We start from the raw sequence: 19,638 nt of genomic DNA, 5'->3' as shown, positions 1-19,638 counted from the left end.
GTGTTCGGCGTTACAGCGCATCGACCCGTGACGTCAATGCCGCTTCGGCGCGCGCCCAGAGCGGCATCGCGGCGTCCAGCCCTTCGATGCGCGCGACCTGTTCGATTTTGCCGAGGAGATCCGCGAGCGCATCGTCCTGCAACACGCGCAGCGCCCCCTTGATCTTGTGGATGCGCCGCAGGAAGGCGTCGACATCTTTCGCCGCGGCTTTTGCCTGCACGACGGCGCGGTCGGCCGGCCAGCATGCGGCGAAGGTTTCCCACAGATCCTTCGCGAGCGTCGCGGTCCGGGCGGTGGCGGCCTTGTCGACGACCTGCGCGGCTCGGCGAGCGCGATCGCGCTGGTCGGCGGGGAGAAGCCTGTCAAGCAGCGCGGCGAGCTGCTCGATCGACAGCGGTTTCTCGACGATCGCAGTGAAACCGTCCCGTATCGAATGATCGTCGGCGGCTATCGGAACGCTTGCGCTGACGAGCACGACCGGCGTTGCTATATCGATTTGCCGAAGGCGCTTGAGCATTTCGGTGCCGGATATGTCGGGCATGTTCAGGTCGGTGAGAATCAGGTCGTAATGGTGATGCCGGCAGCAATCGATGGCTGCGACGCCATCTGGAACGTCGTCGACATCATGGAAGCCGAGTATGCCGAGTTGCGTCATCAGCAACGTGCGGGCGACGTCGTCGTCCTCGACGACCAGCAGGCGAGCGTGCCGCGCGCGCGCCATGCTCGGGGTGGCCGGACGATGGACCGACGGCGCGGCGAGGCCGGCGGCCGTCGCAAGCGCATCGCGCAGCGCGGCGCGGGAAAGGGACGATACCGCGATGCCGCCGTCGCGCGGCTCGGGTGCGAGCGGATAGGTGTCGGATAGCCGGACGATACCCGCGAGGCCGCGATCCAGTGCGATTTGCGCGGACTGCCGATCGGTATCGGCGAGGCCGCCGCCGGATTGTGCGTCGAGCAGAATACGCTCGTGCAGGTTTGCGTCGGGCAGCGCAGCGGTCGTTACGATTTCCGCGGCGATTCCCCAGCTCGCGAGCCGGGAAAGCAGCGCTTCGCGCCATGCGTCGTCGTCGCAGCGCAGCAGCACGGAAAGTCCATCGATCGGCGACGTGTTGCGTTGCACGACGGTCGGTGCGGTCGGTGTAGCGACAGGAATCTCCACAGTGAAGGTGCTGCCGGCACCCGGCGCGCTCGCGACTCGAATGTCGCCGTCCATCAACCGGGTCAACCGCTTGCATAGCGAGAGTCCCAGGCCCGTGCCGCCGAATCGCCGCGCGGTCGACTCGCCGACCTGCGCGAACGGCTGGAAAAGACGTGTCTGATCGTGGGCGGACATGCCGATGCCGGAATCGATCACGTGCACGCGAAGCAGGCTGCGACGACCGGCCTGAGCCAACGTCATCGCCAGGACGACGCGCCCGGTCGCGGTGAATTTGGTCGCGTTGTCGAGCAGATTCATGATGATCTGTTGCAGTCGCGACGAATCGGCGATCACGCGCGCGGGCAGGGACGCATCCGTTAGCAATCGCAACCTCACGCCTTTTGCCGCCAGCGACGGCGCGATCGCCTGCGCGCAGGTTTCGGCCAGTTCGGCCGGATCGAATGCGACGCTCTCCAGCCGCAATTCGCCGGCTTCGATCTTCGAGAAATCGAGGACGTCGTTCAGCAGCCGGCGCAGCGCGCCGAACGATTTGCCGATCGTATCGACCAGCATGTGCTGAGGCGCAGTAAGCGCATGCATCGAGAGCAACTCGAGATTGCCGAGCGCCGCATGCAGCGGGGTGCGGATCTCGTGGCTCATGGTGGCGAGGAACATCGACTTGGCATGATTGGCAGCCTCGGCGTCGCACTTCGCCGCAAGCAGCAGTTGCTGCATTTCGCGATCCCGGCTGACGTCGACCAGCCCGCACAGAATCACGTCCCGTTCATCGTACCGTGTGGCGACGAAGGTCGCGCCGATGGTGACCGGTTTGCCGTTGCTCGCATCGACGACGATTTCATTGCGCATGATGGCGCCTTTCGCGAGCTGGTGCGCGAGGCGGGGCTCGTCGCACGCCTTCGTCAGCGTGCGATAGAACGTTCGGGCCGCATCGGGAGAACCGGCGAGGAGCTTGCTCGCGATCGTGTTCTGGAGCACGATTTCATGGGTCCGCGCATCCAGTACGGACAGGCCGATCGGCGCCATCCTGACGATGGTCCGGTTGAATGCTTCGCTTTCGTATACGCGGCGCATCTTGCGCTGCATCGGTATCAGCACGGATTTGTCGAACGTAAGCACGAATCCCCAGAACAGCATCAACACGGCGAGCGTACTCAATACGATAACGGTCAGCTCGCTGCGCAATCCGTTCAGGATGGTCGACTGGTCGAATGCATAGACGGCGATCCATTCGGGGCCGCGAATGCGTTGGGCGATCAGGAACGTGCCTTGTGTCCGGTGGATTTTCGGCGGCGTGAACGTCGCGAACGAGATGTCGGCCGCCACGAGCCGCGCCGTGTCGAGGACCGAGAGATCGTTGTCGGGATGTCCGGCCATCATGGTGGTGCCGTCGCGCGAAATCAGGAAGAATCCTGGCGGAACGGGATGATCGTCGAGAAAGAACGACGGGAAGTCGGCGAGTTTGATGTCGTATCCGAGCACGGCGACGGGTTGGTGATTGCGCTCGATGAATGCGCCGTATTGAATCGTCGGTTCCCCGCTGAGCGGCGAGCGGCGCGGTTTCGTCCACGCGATGAGGTCGGGCCGCTTGGCGAGCGCCTCGCGAAGGTCGGCGGTTTCTGCTCTTGCGAGCGCCAGAACGTCGTCGCGCGGACGGTCGGCGAGCGCAGTGCTTGCGTCGAACGCGGGATGGAACGCAAATACGCGCGCGTCGGCGTCTAGCACGAAATTACCCTTCTCGATCCCTTTGGCGACCGCCTGAACGCCGGGCGTCGGGGATACGGCGTGCAGCAGGCTGACGATGCGCGATCCGTGCGTGCGGAAGTAGTCGGGATCGGTCGAGACGAGCGTATAGGGCGACGCGGAGAGATCCTTGCCCGTAACGGTCACGCCATGCAGGCGCGCCAGTTCTCCGGCGTACTTGTCGAGCAGCGCGTGCGTGGCATTCGCGTTGATGCCCCACGATTCCCGGCCGCCGTGCTGCAGGACGAGTCCCTGGAGGTGCGATTCCGCCAGCTGAACGGCCGCTTGGACGTTGTTGCGCTGGTGGACGAAGATACTGCGCTGGTCGTCGATGAAACGATCGATGCGTGCGCTGACGGAAACGCCGACCGCAACGAGGATCGCCACGGTCAGCATGACCGCGCCACTATACAGGATGGCGCGTTGATAGGCGCCGCTGATTTTGTGCGCATGTCGACCGCTTCGCCCGGCGCGAGCAAACGGGGGAGGGAGCATTCGGGAAAGCAGGGCAAGCATCGTCGTCGGCCGCTGTCGAGCACGCACCGCGTCAGAGGATCTTTCTGACGGCGTCGACTAATGCCTGATTGCTCGTGACGCCGAGCTTCTTCATTGCACTCGCCTTTTGCGTGGTGATCGTCTTGCGGCTGCGGTTCAGCCGCGTGGCGATATCGGCAACCGTCATGCCTTCCTCGTAAAGTCTCACGACCTCCAGTTCCCGAGCGGACAGTTCCGCTTGAGTTGACGTTCGCAAGGGCCGCTCGAGCATGTTGAAAAGAAGCGAACTGGCGATCTGGGTATCGATATAGGTTTTGCCCTGCATCACGCTGAGGACGATGCGCGGCAGTTCGTTCAGATCGTTGCTCGTCTTGCTGAGAAATGCCGATACGCCGCGCTGGACGATGTGGCGCAGCAGGCATTGGTCGTCCAGCATCGTGAGCAGAACGATCTTGACGTTCGGATACGTGCGTTTGACCCGCTCGATCATCCTGAGACCGTCGGGTTCGGGATCGTCGTCGAACGAGTAATCGCAGACCAGGACGTCGCATGCGTGTTGGTCGAGTTGCTGCATGATGTCCGTGACCGTATGCACCTCGGCGACGATGTGCATCGCAGGCGATTGCTCGAGTACATGGCGAACACCGTGCGTCACCACAGGATGGTCGTCGGCGATGACGATCCGGATGTCGGAATTCTCGTCGCCAGCGTATGGGGTGACGCCGCGGTAGCGTGCTTGGTTGTCAGTCATGCGAATGTCTTCAGAATCCTGGAAGTTCATGGAAGATTCCTGGCGATGGGTTGAGGTTGCCCGTGGAGATGCGAACATCCGGCAGGTTTGGCTCGCATTGTTCGAGATGCGTCGATGCGCATCAACGATCATTGAAGAAATCTGAAAAAGCGAGCGGTGGTTGTCGCCCCGCGCTGGAATTGGCACCGGTGTCGGACGAACATTATTGGGAAGTTCGGCCTGCCTGCAAATGGGCTTCAGGCCCGATTAAGTATGGGCCGAGGCTTATTTTTCGGGCAGGATTTGCGTGGCCGGTCTCGGCGCGTTGAGGATTGGTTGTCGTTGTTTGAACGTTTGCGACGCGGGTGCAACGGTCGAGCGTGCCGACGATCGATTGTTTCATTCAGCGAGATTGTCGGGGCGGCTCGACGGTGACGCATCGCGATACGGGATCCGCCCAACGTGGATCGGCCGGAGGGCAGCTATATATGGGGTTTGGCTGAGTGAGGCGGGGCGAAGGCAAATCTTAAGATGAGCATTCCGTTTCATGCGAACGGAGATAGATGCAGCGCATTTATAGATACCGTCTATTATCAAGGAACAGACATGACCAAATTGCAACCCCTCCTTCGCGAGCTCGAGGCACTCGACCAGAAGATCGCAGCGGTGCGCCGTGCCGAGCGTGCGGTGCTTCTGGAAAATGTGCGTGAAATGATTACGGACTGCGGATTCACGCCGCGCGAGGTGTTCGGTTTCGGCAGCAGCTCACGGACGAAACTGTTCTCGGTACGCCAGAAGTATTTCAATCCGAAAACCGGCCAGACCTGGAGCGGGCGTGGTCGCGAGCCTCGGTGGATTCTCGGCAAGCCGCGCGAGACCTATTTGCTCGAGCGGGATCGAGCTGGCTCGGCGTGAGTTTGATTCCGGCGGATCCGTTGTTGGGCGGGCCGGCCTGCAGCAACCGGGAGTTGGGTTCAATCATGCCATTGCGACGATCACTCTTCTTCGCAGAATCATGCTTCGTGATTGATTGTTCAAGCGCGTTTACAGGAGATTGACTGGTGTCGGTATCGGATCCGGACGAATATGTAGTCCACAAGGCGTTGATGTACTGTACCGATGGCAGTACGCCAAACCATTTTTCTGTTTCGCCGCGAAATGTACGCATTGGCAACGACCGCTACGGCAACACTAGTGACAAGACGGGCGGGGTAAACCTTCCCTCGTTTATGCGATGCAAGATCCACGGCGCTAAGTGTTTTCCCAAGCCGACCCAGTGGCGAAATCACGATCCTTCGACGAAGATTTCCGACGGTTACGCGTTGATGGTACAGTCCGAGATGCCTTGCGCGGTCGGTGGCATCATGAGGTTTGAGACCTCCGGGCAAATTCCGCTGTCCATAGACGAGGAACAAGCGCTACGGCAGGAACACGAGACTCAGCGTGAACTCTGGGCAAACGAACATTCGGTTGTGCCGCTCAATAAGCTGGTTCTGCCGCCCAATCCGATCAGGGATGCCATAGAAGAATCCGGTTTCCCAGTCATGTCAATGCTTGCTGCGGCTGGGCGAGAGAATACCGAGGGGAATCCTGGCATTGCGCTTCTGTATGTTCTTTTATCACCGTTGGATATACCGACAAAAGGACAAGTAGGCAAGATGGTCAAGGGCACCGTAGGGCGAGTCATGGGGCTAATGGGAGCTAGACCGCCCAAGGCTGCAAAGAAGGTTGCAGCGCCCAAGTCTACAAAGAAAGTTGCAGCGCCTGTTATCCCCAAAGCTCCGTCGGAACGTGATTCGCCGCTCGATCTTGTGAAGCTGGAGGCGCGGTTTCAGAAAGTCAGGCCGGACGGAAAGGGATTGGTCAGGGCGTGCTTCGCGGGTGAGACGCTGGTGCATTGCGAGTCAGGATTGAGGCGTATCGACTCCGTCAAGATAGGTGAGCGGGTATGGTCCTTCGATAGACAGCAACGCCGTGATGTATTGTGCCAGGTGCTGAATGTATTCATCTCGGAAGTCGGTCAGACGGTAGAGCTGGCGGCGGGTAATACGCGCGTCTTGACTACAATCGGGCACCTGTTCATGTGCAATGAACGCTGGACCCAAGTGTCCCGCATCCGGCAACGCGACTTGCTACAGGCGAGAAAGGCAGATATTTCAGTAACTATGAGTCGAGTGATTGAGTATCAAGGCAGGTCTGTCAGAGTATTCAATTTTCTTGTTAAAGATACACATAACTATTATGTTGGCGTTGATGGGTTGCTAGTACATAATGGCCCTCCTTGCAAGGGAGGGGGCGATTCGAAGCCCGATTCCCTTAAAGGCCCGATCAAAGGCCAGGCTCAGGCAGAGAATCGCCATAATCTGACTCGCCCCGAAGTGAATGGTCCATTATGGGGGCGTGGAGTGACGACGCAACGGGTTGCTGATCTGTTCAGAACCCGCGAGGGTTTGGCGGGACATTGGACTCAACTGCAGAACGAGGTCAACGCAGGGGTTAAACAATTTTATCGCCGAGAGTTTGGCACGAGCGAGGAAGGGAAGATAATGTTTCGCTGGATATCCGATGCGGTGGTTAGTGCCGCCAAGAAGACTAGGTTCGACTTTCCCCGACTGGAGCTTCGATTTTCTCCCGATATGGGTTGGCTCAAGATCGAGCGCCTCAACGGATTCCTCAATGTGTCTTCGCGCCCCTGAGTCGCAGCACCACGCGCGGCTACTGCCCGTCAACCGCAAATCGGCAAGGCCGGGAACAGCCCGGCCGCGATGACGTTCGCTTTCTCGATGGAAAGCGTTACCTCGAAGGCAGATGGGCATGCGGCGTGTCCAATCCCTTGCGTGGTACCACGAAGAGAAGCAGCGAGTAACGATAGCGGGCCTGGGCCGGATCCATGCGCAACACGCTGTGCGGTCGCGGGGCGAGGCCGAGCGGCTCGTGCGCATGTATGCCTGCCAGAACGACGGGATATTCGTTTCGGCATGGCATATGGCAGTCCTCGATATTCCACGACGCTGCAATCGTGTCGATATCGACGGTCGGATCGGGGGCGCCGATGCACAGATGCCGACTTTCGCCGGAAAAATCGAGGCGGCTATCGAGCATCATGGAAAACACACTGCGATCGAAATGAGGGGGAACGAAGATCGATTTCTTGTCGCCGGCGAATTCGGTGCGATAACGCCAGACTTTGCCGAGCACGGTCCATTGCGTCGCGAGCGGCGTGAGCGCGAGCAGCGGCGGGATGACGGCGGAATGCGCTTTGTGCGCAAACGCATCCATGCTCGCGTAAAACCCGGTAATGCGAGCGTCCAGCTTCACGGACCTCAGGCTGGCGAGATCGTTCGGCAAGCCCGGCACCGCATGAAATCCCTGCATCTGCCATCCGTCGCCGGCGCGACGCATCGCCGAAGGTTTGATCTGCGTGTCGTAAAGCGGTTTCGACGTATCGTTGGCCAACACCGCGCACTCGCATTCGAGCAGAGCCTCGTCGGCCGGATTTTCATCGAGAGCGGACAGAAAGGCGTCGAATGCCTCATAGATCGTGGGCACCACACCGTGCTTGAGCTCACGCACTGCTTCGGCGATGGTCGCTTCGACGGTGGAATGGGTCGATGTTTCGGATATCGAAGGCATCAAATGCTCCCGAAATGAAAGCGGCCATCGGCGAACGCGACACTATCGTCCAGCATGATCGAGCCGGTCGAAAAGATCAGGTCGAGATGATGGCTGCCATGCTCGCCGCCGCCGAGGCCGAGATGCAGCCCCGGATGCCGCTCCTCGAAACCCGCGTTGCGGCCGTACAGGCCGCGAATTCCGAGGTTCGTGCCGATGCCGAATTCCTCGATCCGCCGGTGATTCGCGTGTCGGTCGAGATAGGTCGCGAAGTCGCGTCGGAAGCCCACGTCGTCGCTGTCGAAATCGACGATCGTGCTGTTCTCGACCCGCAGCGTCGCGAGCCGCTCGGCCACCTTGTACTTGATCGCGAACGGCACGGTGCCGAGAAACGTGCCGCTGAACACGATCGAGCCGTGCAGGTCGGTCACGTGCGTTGCGATTTCGCCGGGCACGACGTCGAGATTGCCCATGCCATCCACGCTCGTCCATTTTTGATCGGGCTTCAGCGAGCCCGATAGCGCGTTGCCGGCTTCGTCGATAAAGCGGATTCGCGACGCGCACGCGGCCGCTCCGATCAGCCGGCCGTTGCGCGTGGCGATGTCATCGAGCGGTTCGGCGAATGCCTCGTCGAGATGTGGGCCGTAATCCTTGAACAGCACCGACTTGTTCCAGTGTGCGACGATCGCGGGGCGGATCGCGGCGAGAAAAGGCGGCCCGTTCGGCGACGGCGTCGGCAGGCACGACGAGTCGTACAGCAGCACGAACAGGTCGATGCGATCGAGCGCAGCGGTGATGTCGACGGGCGGGGTGGTTTCGAGGCAGAGGGTGGTCGCGTCAAGCGAATCGGGCAGCGCGGAAAACGCGCGCAGGGCGGTGTCGCGATTGCGGGTGTCGTAGCCGATCAGCAGTTTGCCCGTGTCGCCGCGCGCGAGTTTGTCGCGCAGCGCGGGATGAAAGCCGAGTGCGCGGTGCAGGTTAAGCATGCTAGTCTCCGGAAGCGGCGGAAGGGCCGAGGCCCTTCCGCGAGAACGGGCGGCCCGCTTAAACCGGCCAGAGAGCGGTGCCGAACGGCACCACGGCATCCTCGACCATCATGTCGACGGCTTCGGGGTGCGTGTCTTGCTGCATCCAGTCGAGCAATTCGATCTGCTGGGTTTCCTTCATGTCAAATCTCCTGTTGTGAGCGCGATTCCGCGCGAATGTGCGAAATACCGTTTAGCGCCTTGCCCGTAATTTGGCGATATCGGGCAGGCGATATCGATATTAATGGAGAGTATTGGCGGGGTGCAATCCGTTGTAATTATTTTAGTTGTATATCGATAAACACGGGGAGTCCGTGTAGGCAAAGGTGTGAGAAGGGGAGGTTTGGGTGGTGGCGGGGAAGCTCATATAAGAAATGGGCTTTTGCCTATACGGCATTGCTTGCCTGGCTGAGGGTTTGGATAGGTATAGGAGCGGTCTGATACGAGGGCAATTCATTTTCGAGGGGAATCTATTTACCGAAAAATAGGTATCGGATTTAATTTTCAGAAGAATTGAATTCCAGGTATCACGGAAGCGGGTTAGACATCGTCGAGAATATCGTCGTTTATTTGAACGTGTGATTGACGTGTTGGTCCAATCGGCACGCCGATGCAGGTCGCCAGCACTGCCGAGGAACTCGCTGCGCTACTTGCGATACACGACGCGTACGGTTCGCCTCAGCGCGAGCATGAAGAGGGTCGTAGCGCTCCGTGACCTCGGATATCGTCGGTAACCTGATCATATAACGAACCGCCCAACACCCACTAAAGGCAAACATGACGGAGCCGAAGCAGATCAAAGCGTACCTTCGAGATGCATCAGGTAAACCGATGCCGCTTGCCGTGGACTCCGTTGTTCTGGAATTCCCGTCAGGCGACTCATTGGAGTCTCCTGGGAAGCGCTGCATTCCGACGATCCTCGCCCGGTGTGCGTGCAAATATGGGGCGGGCGTCGCGTACCGACGGATCCGTCCGTGGACGAAATCAATGAGATCGATGCTCGAACCCGAGCGACGTCGGTCGCGCTCTTGCCGTCGGCCTCGAACCTCGTGCTCGTTCATCCATACTCGTACCGTGTTCGAAAGCGCACTTAACGCTCGCCGGTTCGAGAACGACGCCTCTCACACGAACGTCCGATGAGAGGCGTTAACAATGGATCGCTTACAATCAAGCGGCGACTAACCGACGTGCAAGCGCATTGTGTTTTTCCACGACCTTGGGCAGATCGATCGTGACGACGTCGCCGCCTTCCACCACGATGCGTCCATTGACGATGGTATAAGCGGCTTTGCCCGGGTCGCAAAACACCAGCGACGCGACAGGATCGTGCCCGGCGCCCGCGACGCCGATCGTATCGAGCTTGAAGATCGCCACGTCGGCCATCATTCCGGGGGCGATCGCGCCGATATCGTCGCGGTTGAGATTCTTCGCACCGCCAAGCGTTGCAATTTCCAGGGCCTCACGCGCCGTGAGCGCTTCCGGGCCGAACCCGACGCGTTGCAGCAGCAGCGCCTGACGAACCTCGCCAATCATGTCAGACGTGTCGTTGGAGGCGGAGCCGTCGACGCCGAGACCGACATGCATGCCGGCGTCCAGCATGCGGCGAACGGGAGCAATCCCGGAGCCGAGGCGCATGTTGGAACACGGGCAATGCGCGACCCCGGTTCCGGTGCGGGCAAAGAGTTCGATGCCGTGCCGATCGAGCTTGACGCAGTGTGCGTGCCATACATCTCGGCCGATCCATTCGAGTTCTTCGACATATTCGGCCGGCGTTTTGTTGAACATCTTCCGGCTATATTCGATGTCGCTGACATTCTCCGCCAGGTGCGTGTGCATGGATACCTTGTACGCACGCGCCAGCTTGGCCGAATCGCGCATGAGTTGTTGGCTCACGGTAAACGGAGAGCACGGCGCGACGACGATACGCAGCATGGCGCCCCTGCTGTCGTCATGATAGGTTTCGATCACGCGTTGGGTATCGCTGAGGATGGCCTTTTCGTTTTCGACCAGCGCGTCCGGCGGCAGCCCCCCTTGCTTGCGTCCGACGCTCATGCTGCCTCGGCAAGCGTGAAAGCGCATGCCCACTTCCCGCGCCGCCTCGATGCTGTCGTCCAGCTTGATCCCGTTGGGGTACAAATACTGATGATCGCTGGTCGTCGTGCATCCGGACAGCATCAGTTCGGCCATGGCCGTCTGGGTGGCAGCCCTCATCATGTCGGGTGTCAGTCTTTGCCAGATAGGGTAGAGCGTCGTCAGCCATTTGAATAGTTCGCCATCCTGCGCATCAGGGACGACTCTCGTCAGGCTTTGAAACATGTGATGATGCGTATTGATCAGACCGGGAATGACGATGTGCCCCCGCAGGTCGATGACACGATCTGCAGTCGCGGGCATGTTTTTGTCGTCTCCGACCGCTACGATCGTGTTTCCTTTTATATAAATGCTTCCCCGGCGGATTTCGCGTCGCTGCTGGTCCATCGTAACGACGACATCCGCGCGCTTCAGGAGCAGGGTTTCGTGTCGATCGGGCGTGGAGAGCGGGGTTCCGGCGACCGGAGAGGATACCGTTTCCGCGGTAGCAGGCAACGCAGCAAGCAAGGGCGTGGACAAAAGCAGGCGACGCAGACGATCCGGTTCATTCGTGGTGTCATTCGGCACGATGTGGGTTTCCTTTGTTAGTAAGGGGCGAGCAGCTGACGAACAGGGATAATTGCCGGCTCCGTAAAGGAGCGGTGCACGAAAGTGCGCGGAACGAATGATCGCGTAAACGCGTCGATACACCTGATCGGCCCAGGCTGAAATTGGGGAAGCGGCTTGAAGAAGGTCATCGGTGCTTCGGCTTAGCGCGGACACCGATGACAGATTACGGCACGTTATGCCTATCGATATTCGATATCGAAGGTCGCGACACTGTTCGCAATTCCCGCTTTGACGGCATCGCTCGTTTGAACATATTCGGCGCTCATCGGTAGCGAGCCGGATGCCAGATTCGACGTTATATCGAGATATTCACCGAACGCCACGGGTTGATCGTTCGAGCCGTACCGAATGCGTATGCCGACGCCAGCGGCGGTATTTGCGCCTTCATCTTGGATGTCTATGGTGCCGGGCATGCCACTGTGTAGGTACGGGCTCGTGAAATTGATGCTCAATTGCGATACGGACGAGTTGCAAGTCATCCTGATATTGAATTGCTTTCTCTTCCCCGAAGGAGACGATCCGATTCCGGAAAATTCGGAGACGTCGGTCGTCGTCATCGGAACGGATATGTTGCTGTTGCTGATATTGCAGGTCGGTTCTTGTACATTGACGCCGAATTTAAGCGAAAGCGTTTTTCGCCTGATGGGCGAAGTCACAGCGCCTAAGCCAAATTCCTGTATCGAAGTCGCCCCCCCCTTTATGTCTCCCGTTTTTACGAAACGCAAGACGAGTTCCTTCCCAGGGGGATACACCATGTAACCCGGTGTGTGTGTGTTAGTTATACTCAGAGGGGCAAGTCGATCCGTTGGCACCTGAGAACTTGGATCGGCGGGATAGAGAAGCTGATATCCAACGCCTTCAATGTTCGGAAGTTTGTAGGTTTGGGTGTTACCGTCGTATTCCGTGGTGCCGTAAAATTCCTCGACCGAGCCGGCATCGCACTTTATGGCATGATACTGACTTAGACCGTTTTGATCTCCGGAGTAAGAAGGCGTAGCGAATGTACGCGTATCACCAATCTGATCACCGACTTGCAGATTGGGGGCGATTTGAAGATTGATGACGCCTGCCGAGAAAGTGTAGTCTGAAAGAGGATAGCGAGTATTAATCAAGCAGTCGGCGTATGCAATTTCACTTGATAAAATGAGTGCCGTCGCGGCTCCGGTAATTCTGATGAAAGTGGAATGAAAAATATCGTGTCTCTTGAATTCATGGATTTTTATTGTCATTTTGAATCTCCATTGTTGCAAGCTACATCCACCATTCGCTCCTCATTTTCCTTATTCAGAAGCGCGACGTCGATCGTGAACGTGCAGCGTTTTTCCGCAGCATTGCCCCACGTAGCCGAATATTCGACCGAGCCGTCCTTCATGCCCGACAAAAATACGCGTCCCATCGGCCCCACGGCGCCTTTTTCCCGGCCGTCCCGGTCCTGAACCAGCGCGCCGAAAGGTACGTCGCTGCCGTCGGGCAAGCGCAGGCGCGCGAACATGCGCATGCCGACATCGGCACGCAGGACCGAGTAAGCGACGGCCCCTCTCGTCGGCGCAACGGATACGGCCGACTCGACCAGATCGACGTTGTCCTTCGCCGTGCGCGTGGCATCCACCGAGATACGATTGCGCCGGTACGGCACGAGACTCGGCACGACCGCGCGGCCGTTCGAATCGGTCACCACCCCGGGATATCCGTCGACCGCGACGCCGGCGGCTTCGGGGATTTCGACAATGCCTACCGTCTCCCCCAGCGGTTGCGACAACAACAAACCCTGACGATCCACGACCGCGCCGCCGCCGATGGAGATCTGCGACTGACGGGATCCCGAGCCTTGGTTGTGGCTGACGCCGATGTTGCCCTTCGATCCTTGGTAATAGAGCGAGCCATAGGCGTTGTGCGAGCCGTGGGTCGACTTGGCCAGCTGTGCGCTATACGACAGATTGTTTCCGGCGAGCAGCGAACCGAAGAGGCTCGCCTGGTGATTCATGTTGCCGTTGTTGTCCGCTCGAACCTGATACGACGCGGAGCTTGCGCTCCGTCCGAGCGGCATCGACACGTTCAGCAGCACCTGGCGTTCCTTTCGCGTGCTTCGGCTATTCGATATCTCGTTGTAGTTGAGGCTGGTGGCCGCTTTCCGGATCGACGTCGCGTAACTAACCTGCAAGAGCGTGTTGGTCCTCCGCGTGTCGCGGTACGACTGGCGTGTGGCCGTGGCGTAAAGCGCGCCGTAACGCCCGAATTGCTGGGCAATGCTGGCCGTCAACTGCGTTCGCAAATTGCCTTGATACTGCTGCCAACCTCGGCTGTCTTCGTGCACGGCCTGTGCGAACGACCGATATCCTTCCGTCATGTAGCGTGTGCCGACCATGCGGAAATGCGTGCCGTAACCCGGCAACGATTTTGCGTAGGTCAGCCGGAATGCGCTTCCCGACACGCGCGGCGCATTCGACGAATAAACGTGCGTCTGCGTGATATCGAACGCGAATGCGCCGAGGTTCTTCAGATTCAGGCCGGTTCCCGCTGCGACGGCGCCGTAGATGCCGGACATGATGGCGCCACCGTAGACCGTGACGTCGGAGGTCAGCCCGTATGCGATAGTGGTTTGGCCCACATACGGGCCGTTGCTCACGAACGCATCCCGATAGCGCCCGACCGCGACGCTGTAATTCAGCGTCCCGTCTCGCACAAGCGTCGGCAGCGCGGCATAAGGCTGCGTATAACGGGTAGTGCTGCCGTCCGCCTCGGTGATTGCGACTTCGAGGTCGCCGGCCCCCGGCGTGGCGTACAGATCGTCGATGACGAAAGGGCCGGGCGGCACATATACCTTGTTGATGACATAACCGTTCTGCCGGATGGTCACTTCCGCGGAGGTCCGGGCGATGCCGCGGATGGATGGCGCGTAGCCGCGCATGCTGTCGGGCCGCATCGTTTCATCGGTCTGCAGCTGGATGCCGCGAAGACCGAAGCTGTCGACGACGTTACCCGGCGTATACGTATCGCCGATCGTCAATCGGGAGTGGATTCCGACCAGCGCCCGCTCGACGTAAGTGGTCCGCGATTCGAATGTCGAGCCGCGAGCATCGTGATTGAACGTCGACAAATTACGAAACCGCCACGAGCCCGCATTGAAGCCGGCGCTGACGTTTGCATACAGGCCGCTCTGCCGGTTCAGGTAGTCGTGGTTGCCGTTGAGCTGATAGTTGAACATCAGCGCGGTCGTGCCGTTGTCGAGCTTATTGGCCGGAACGGTGCCTCGTGGCCGGCGTAGCATGGCCGCCTGAGGCACGGAAATTTCGAGTGTCTGCGTGGCTACGTTGAACCGTGCGCTTGCTTGAGGGATGGCTTTTGCGATATCGATGCAGGCGTCGTCGGCGGACTGGGCGATCGATTCGAACGCGGCCGTATTGACATTCCATCTTGCGAGCTGGGCGCGCGTCAGGCAAGGCGTCGCGTCGACGTCGTCGCTCGACGCAACCAGATCGATCTCTTCTTCTTCGAAGCTTTCGCCGTTGATCGTGACCGTGGCCTGATACCGGCCGGGAAGCACGCGGTTGCCGAATGCAAAGACGGCCAGATCGGCTTGTTGCGGGCCGCCGCCGAGACGCAGGAATTCGTTGTTGAACACCGCACGCTCGCTGTCGGCCATCGCCGAGAGCGGCGTGGCGCCGCCTCCCGAGAGCAAGGCCAGCGACAGCAAAAGGCGCGTGCGCGAAAGTGGTTTGACTACCGTGCCGCGAGAATCTGTAACGTTATGCCGCATGACGCTTAATGTGAAGCACTGCTTTCGCTTTGCTCGTTCGATGTGAGATTGACCTGAATCGGCGGGATTTCTTCCGTGGCGCCAAAATCGTTCACCACGGAATAGGAGAGTTGAATGCTTTGCGCACAGCTCGGCAGGCTCCAGTCCTGGCCGGAGAGCGGTGCGATGGCGCTGATCTTCAGCTTCTCCGGCGCGTTGCTGCCGTAACCGACGGCGATATCGGAGAGCGTGACGTAATAGGCGGAGTTGTTTTTAACCGCCAGCGCGCATTTGCCGATCTTTGCATTCCTGACGATTTTCCAATCGAGCATGGCTGCGCCGCGCGGTGCATTCTTCAGGCCCGCCGGTCGATAGAAAATCTTGATCCGGGTTCGAACCGCGATTTGAAGGACGTTGTCACGCTTGTCGATCTTCGGAATTTCCTTGACGTTGAGCCAATACATCGACTCGCGGTCTTCGGGCAGCGTGTCGTTGACTCTCAGCACTCTCAGCAGTCCTTCGCGTTCTCCATCGATACGCGACAGGGCGGGGGTGACGAAAAACGGCGTATCGGTGCTTCCGTCTTGCGCTTCGACCCATGCCTGGACGACGTACGGAACATCCGACGTATTTCGGGCATTGGTGGAGGCTTCGCGCTTGGTCCCGTCGAAGACGAGCCGTGTGCCTGACAGAACGATACCGGCATCGGCGTGCTGGCTAAGGAGCATGCCTCCGAACAGCGCAAGCGCAAGAAATGATGGAGATCGAGGAAACATGGGATCAATCGGTCGAATGACGCGCCGGGCGCGAGCCCGGCGGTAATGTGGAGGCAGGCTTGCCGCGATCAGTTGTAGGAGATCGTGAACTGGGCGCTTGCGTTCGCGCTGCCGGCAGCGACGTTGGCGGCTGTCTGCTGGTAATACGCACGGAATGGCAGCACGCTCAGGCCGCTTTGGAGGGGAATCGCGCCCGATTTGGCATTCAGGGCCAAAGCTTGGTTGTTATAGACGTCGTAGAGGCCCACGGCGACGTTTTGTGCCGCGCCTGCGCCCGGCATGCCGGGGGTCAACTTCAGCAGGTTCGGGTCGGTGTCGTCGGGCGTGCCGGAGAACGTGATCTGAGCTGTCTTCAGGGTCGTCGTGTTGCAACCCGTGAGATTGATCTGAAAGTCTTTCGCGGTGGACTGCGAACCGACTCCGCTAAAAATATTGGTCGAAATCGAACCCAGCGCCACAGTTTGATTGACGTTGTTGCCATCGACCGAGCAGGGCGCCGTGGTGATGTTGCCGGAAAAATTGATTTGCCCGCTGCTTTGACCGGTGCTTTGCGCAGTAGCCGTACCGGAGACAGTGGCAATTGCGAAAGCGGTGAGCGCGAGCGTGTTCTTGATGGTCATGCAGATTTACCTTTTTGATGGGTTTGTAAAAAAAAACACCGAAAATCGGTGAGGTTATTAACCGTTCCTTGGAAATGGAGTGGTTATTCGTTCGAGTTTTTTATCGAGCGAAATTTTCAATGCTTGCGCCGACGATCGTTACTCGAGTTAATAGGATTGGAAATAGTCGATGTGCTGAGATTTTCTCGGCGCGGAATAATTTAAATTTTCTAGAGGAAGATCGGTTACTTGGAAAATAAGTGCCGGGACGCGTTATCTCCATGCCGACCGGAAAGCGAATTCGACAGCGCGCCCATCGCCCAGCAGACGGGAATGAAGACGGCCCGACGCACGAACCGGCCTCGCCAATGAGGCGTATTGCGAAGCGCCATGTGGAATGCGCTGTCTTCGATGAACCATCGGGTCGGCGTCGACATCAGCGTCATGAACCATCGATGTTCGTTCATCAAAGCGGCGCACGCCGGCCCCCAGATTCGATAGCCTTGCAATACGGTTTCGGAAAGAGCGTGTCGGCAGTAGGCGACGTCCGCGATATATCGGGACCGATCGATCACGCCCTGGCGAAACAGCTCGGTACAGACTCTCTTGTTTCCGCCCTGGTCTACCCACACGTGCAGTTCGTTGTCGTTCAAGCGATAGCTGATCGATGTCGCTTGCCGCGTAATCTGGCCGCGCGAATGGCATGAAACGGATGTGAATGCTTGACTGGACATCAGTCTTTCTCCCGATAATGACGAATATGTCGTGCGAATCATTTCAGCACCGTTTGACGGCAAGCACGGTATTGTTGCCGCCCATGCCGAACGAGTTGCTGATTGCGAATTCGAGGCCTTCGACGCGGCGGCCCACGTGCGGCACGTAATCGATATCGCCGCAAGCGCGATCGCCCGCATCGTAGTGCAAGGTCGGCGGCACCCTTTGTTCGTGCACCGCCATCGCGCAGATCGCTAGTTCCAGCGCCCCGGCGGCGCCGATCAAATGGCCATGTGCCGATTTCGTGCTGCTGACGGGCAGGTTGTCGAGTGAACGTTCGAATACGGCTCGCAATGCGTCGCTTTCCGATACGTCGCCGTTTCGTGTTCCGGTGCCGTGCGCGTTGACGTAGCCCACTTGCTTCGCGTCGATTCTCGCGTCGTCGAGCGCCCGCCGGATCGCGAGCGCCTGACCGGCGGGCGTCGGCAGCGTCAGATGGCTGTGGTCGTTGCTGGTGCCGTATCCGACCAATTCGGCGATCGGAGTCGCGCCGCGCGCGATCGCATGGTCGCGGGGCTCGAGTACGACCATGCACGCGCCTTCCGACAACGCGAAGCCGGAACGGCTTCCGCTGAACGGACGACAGCCCGTTGCTGGCGCATCCGCGGGCTCCGCACAAAGGACCCGCAATTGATCCCATGCTTCGAGCAGCGGCGGCGTCAGCATGGCTTCCGTGCCGCCGCAGACGGCGATGTCCGAATAGCCGTCGCGGATGCGGCGGAAGGCTTCGCCGATGGCCACCGCCCCCGCCGAACATGCGGTCGAGTAGGTGATCGCTTCCGCGGAAGTGCCGAGCGACATCGCCAGATGCGCGGCCGGGGCGTGCGGCATGGCGGCTGGAACGGTCAACAGAATGCTGCGTCGGCCGATGCCGTGGTATTGGGCAATACCTTCCGCGAGCGAACCGACGCCGCCGATGCCCGTTCCGACGAACACCCCGCAATTGCGCCATGCCGCTTCATCGCGAAGGCCACTGTTTGCCACGGCCTGTCGGGCGGCATACAGAGCCAATAGCGACACGCGGTCGAGATTGCGCGACTCGGCGATAGAAAAATGCGCGCCGATATCGAGATCGACATAACCGACGTGGCGCTCGATCGTCGGGTCGGGATGGCGACGAATGCCGTTTTTGCCGGAAACCAGCGCATCGAAGAACGAGGTCGGTTCGATGCCCAACGGCGCGGCTAGCCCGATCCCCGTGATGACGACGTCGCGTTTCATGATGCACTCCGCCGCGCGTCGTTTCCGACATCGTTTCGAGCGTCGCTTGAGAGGCTCGCCTGAGCGGCGGCGGGAGCCGGCGCATCGAGTTCGACTTCTTGCTTGAGCTTCTCCGCGTGCCTGGCCCGGCTCAGCGCCTGGGCGAGCGCGCTGATATTCGGCGGGAACGACTGATATGCGGCGAGCGCGTCCGCCGATGACACCGATTGACCGGCATCCAGGTGCTGATCGAAGCGGAACCCCTCCTTGTCCTCAATGAGCAGGAGGATTTCCAGCATGACCAGGGAGTCGAAGTTGGGAATGACATCGGCGAAAGGCTCGTCTCGTTCCAGGCGATCGATGTCTGCCTTCAATCCTTTTCCTACCAGTATAGAAAGTTCGGATTGCAGATTTTCGTCTGTATGAATGATTTTCATAATTTCGTTCTATCAGGGTATCTGAAAGAATTTCCTCGACTGGGAGGGAACGATTTCAAGCGCGACGAAAGGCGCCGGGAACGGCCTGTTTGAGCCGTTCAGTTGCCGTTGCTCGATAAGCGGGGCCGACACCGGGTGGAGACGAAGAGGTCGGCCGGCGCCGGAGCGCTCGGTCTTTCCCTGACTCGATAGTGCGGGAGGAGAGGCGAAGCGTGCTGCGGATGGGGCCGCAAGTTGGTGCGGTCGTGCCGCGCTGCGTGGTCATGGTTGTCAAAAATAAACGGCGAAGTGATTCGAAGAACGCGGTCAAAGAGATATGTCTCGTCAAGAATTACGAATCTTGTCATCGACGCAGGTCGTCGTTAATGGGCCTGCGCCCAAAGTGCGGAAATTATGGTGGGCTGGATGACGATGGGTTGTGATCGGAAGAAGGGGGGGCGAGTCCGGGCTCGCGTCGTGAGTCGCGACGTTCTTTGTCGAGCATTGCCATCCGATGCCCGGAGTCGACCCGCGAGCGGGCCGCTCGACGAGCGATTGAGGAAAACATTCCCGTAGGGGACGGGCGCTTTGGGCAACTTTGGGTGCTCGCCCATTAACGGTGGCGGGGCGCGATGGCACCATGCATCAGCCCTTGCGATGCCCGGATGCTATTGGC

15 protein-coding genes are annotated in these 19,638 nt (G+C 59.4%); 2 read left to right on the top strand and 13 right to left on the bottom strand.

Annotated elements, in window-relative coordinates; all coding sequences use genetic code 11:
- Positions 1 to 10 precede the first annotated feature (10 nt).
- Positions 11 to 3,295, bottom strand: coding sequence for an ATP-binding protein (locus tag ACM6JT_RS22825; protein WP_414857354.1), 3,285 nt, complete (start codon positions 3,293 to 3,295; stop codon positions 11 to 13).
- Positions 3,296 to 3,446: 151 nt separating this feature from the next.
- Complete coding sequence (locus tag ACM6JT_RS22820) at positions 3,447 to 4,175, bottom strand: response regulator (protein ID WP_414857353.1); 729 nt, start codon at positions 4,173 to 4,175, stop codon at positions 3,447 to 3,449.
- A 555-nt stretch (positions 4,176 to 4,730) separates the two neighbouring features.
- Between ACM6JT_RS22820 and ACM6JT_RS22815 the strand changes: the two genes are divergently transcribed.
- Entirely contained in the window at positions 4,731 to 5,039 is a 309-nt protein-coding gene (locus tag ACM6JT_RS22815; protein ID WP_175769445.1) for an H-NS histone family protein, read from the top strand.
- A gap of 146 nt (positions 5,040 to 5,185) precedes the next feature.
- A complete protein-coding gene (locus ACM6JT_RS22810) occupies positions 5,186 to 6,820 on the top strand; it encodes a PAAR-like protein (RefSeq protein ID WP_414857352.1) in 1,635 nt (544 codons plus the stop codon).
- Positions 6,821 to 6,917: 97 nt separating this feature from the next.
- Here ACM6JT_RS22810 and ACM6JT_RS22805 read toward each other — a convergent pair whose 3' ends face one another.
- The 11 genes from ACM6JT_RS22805 to ACM6JT_RS22755 form a co-directional block, all read right to left on the bottom strand.
- Positions 6,918 to 7,757 carry a hypothetical protein gene (locus ACM6JT_RS22805; RefSeq protein ID WP_175769441.1) on the bottom strand — a complete coding sequence of 280 codons (840 nt, stop codon included), beginning with the start codon at positions 7,755 to 7,757 and terminating at the stop codon, positions 6,918 to 6,920.
- Positions 7,757 to 8,722, bottom strand: a complete 966-nt coding sequence (locus tag ACM6JT_RS22800) for a leucyl aminopeptidase (protein ID WP_175769439.1) — start codon at positions 8,720 to 8,722, stop codon at positions 7,757 to 7,759. Before ACM6JT_RS22800 ends, ACM6JT_RS22805 begins: the two co-directional genes overlap by 1 nt.
- Before the next feature lie 58 nt (positions 8,723 to 8,780).
- Positions 8,781 to 8,903 (bottom strand): hypothetical protein, encoded by a 123-nt coding sequence (locus ACM6JT_RS22795; RefSeq protein WP_279607850.1) that lies wholly within the window; start codon positions 8,901 to 8,903, stop codon positions 8,781 to 8,783.
- 1,025 nt (positions 8,904 to 9,928) lie between these two features.
- Positions 9,929 to 11,239, bottom strand: a complete 1,311-nt coding sequence (locus tag ACM6JT_RS22790; protein ID WP_208450814.1) for an 8-oxoguanine deaminase — start codon at positions 11,237 to 11,239, stop codon at positions 9,929 to 9,931.
- Positions 11,240 to 11,640: 401 nt separating this feature from the next.
- Positions 11,641 to 12,690 carry a fimbrial protein gene (locus tag ACM6JT_RS22785; protein WP_175769435.1) on the bottom strand — a complete coding sequence of 350 codons (1,050 nt, stop codon included), beginning with the start codon at positions 12,688 to 12,690 and terminating at the stop codon, positions 11,641 to 11,643.
- Positions 12,687 to 15,155, bottom strand: a complete 2,469-nt coding sequence (locus ACM6JT_RS22780; RefSeq protein ID WP_175769433.1) for a fimbria/pilus outer membrane usher protein — start codon at positions 15,153 to 15,155, stop codon at positions 12,687 to 12,689. Before ACM6JT_RS22780 ends, ACM6JT_RS22785 begins: the two co-directional genes overlap by 4 nt.
- Positions 15,156 to 15,223: 68 nt before the next feature.
- Entirely contained in the window at positions 15,224 to 15,973 is a 750-nt protein-coding gene (locus ACM6JT_RS22775; protein WP_175769430.1) for a molecular chaperone, read from the bottom strand.
- 68 nt (positions 15,974 to 16,041) lie between these two features.
- A complete protein-coding gene (locus ACM6JT_RS22770; protein ID WP_175769428.1) occupies positions 16,042 to 16,593 on the bottom strand; it encodes a fimbrial protein in 552 nt (183 codons plus the stop codon).
- A gap of 224 nt (positions 16,594 to 16,817) precedes the next feature.
- Positions 16,818 to 17,306: a hypothetical protein gene (locus ACM6JT_RS22765; RefSeq protein WP_414857351.1), complete on the bottom strand. Its 489-nt coding sequence runs from the start codon at positions 17,304 to 17,306 to the stop codon at positions 16,818 to 16,820.
- 43 nt (positions 17,307 to 17,349) lie between these two features.
- The gene (locus ACM6JT_RS22760) at positions 17,350 to 18,567 is read right to left on the bottom strand and encodes a beta-ketoacyl-[acyl-carrier-protein] synthase family protein (RefSeq protein ID WP_175769424.1); all 1,218 of its coding nucleotides are present in this window, start codon (positions 18,565 to 18,567) and stop codon (positions 17,350 to 17,352) included.
- Positions 18,564 to 18,983 (bottom strand): hypothetical protein, encoded by a 420-nt coding sequence (locus tag ACM6JT_RS22755; RefSeq protein ID WP_414857350.1) that lies wholly within the window; start codon positions 18,981 to 18,983, stop codon positions 18,564 to 18,566. The genes ACM6JT_RS22760 and ACM6JT_RS22755 overlap by 4 nt, the downstream gene beginning before the upstream one ends.
- Between the last annotated feature and the right edge of the window lie 655 nt (positions 18,984 to 19,638).

Source organism: Burkholderia sp. IT-111MI5 (genome assembly GCF_949752865.1).
Lineage (GTDB): Bacteria > Pseudomonadota > Gammaproteobacteria > Burkholderiales > Burkholderiaceae > Burkholderia > Burkholderia pyrrocinia_C.
The sequence above is the reverse complement of the archived record's forward strand: the minus strand, read 5'-3'. Positions and strand labels throughout refer to the sequence as shown.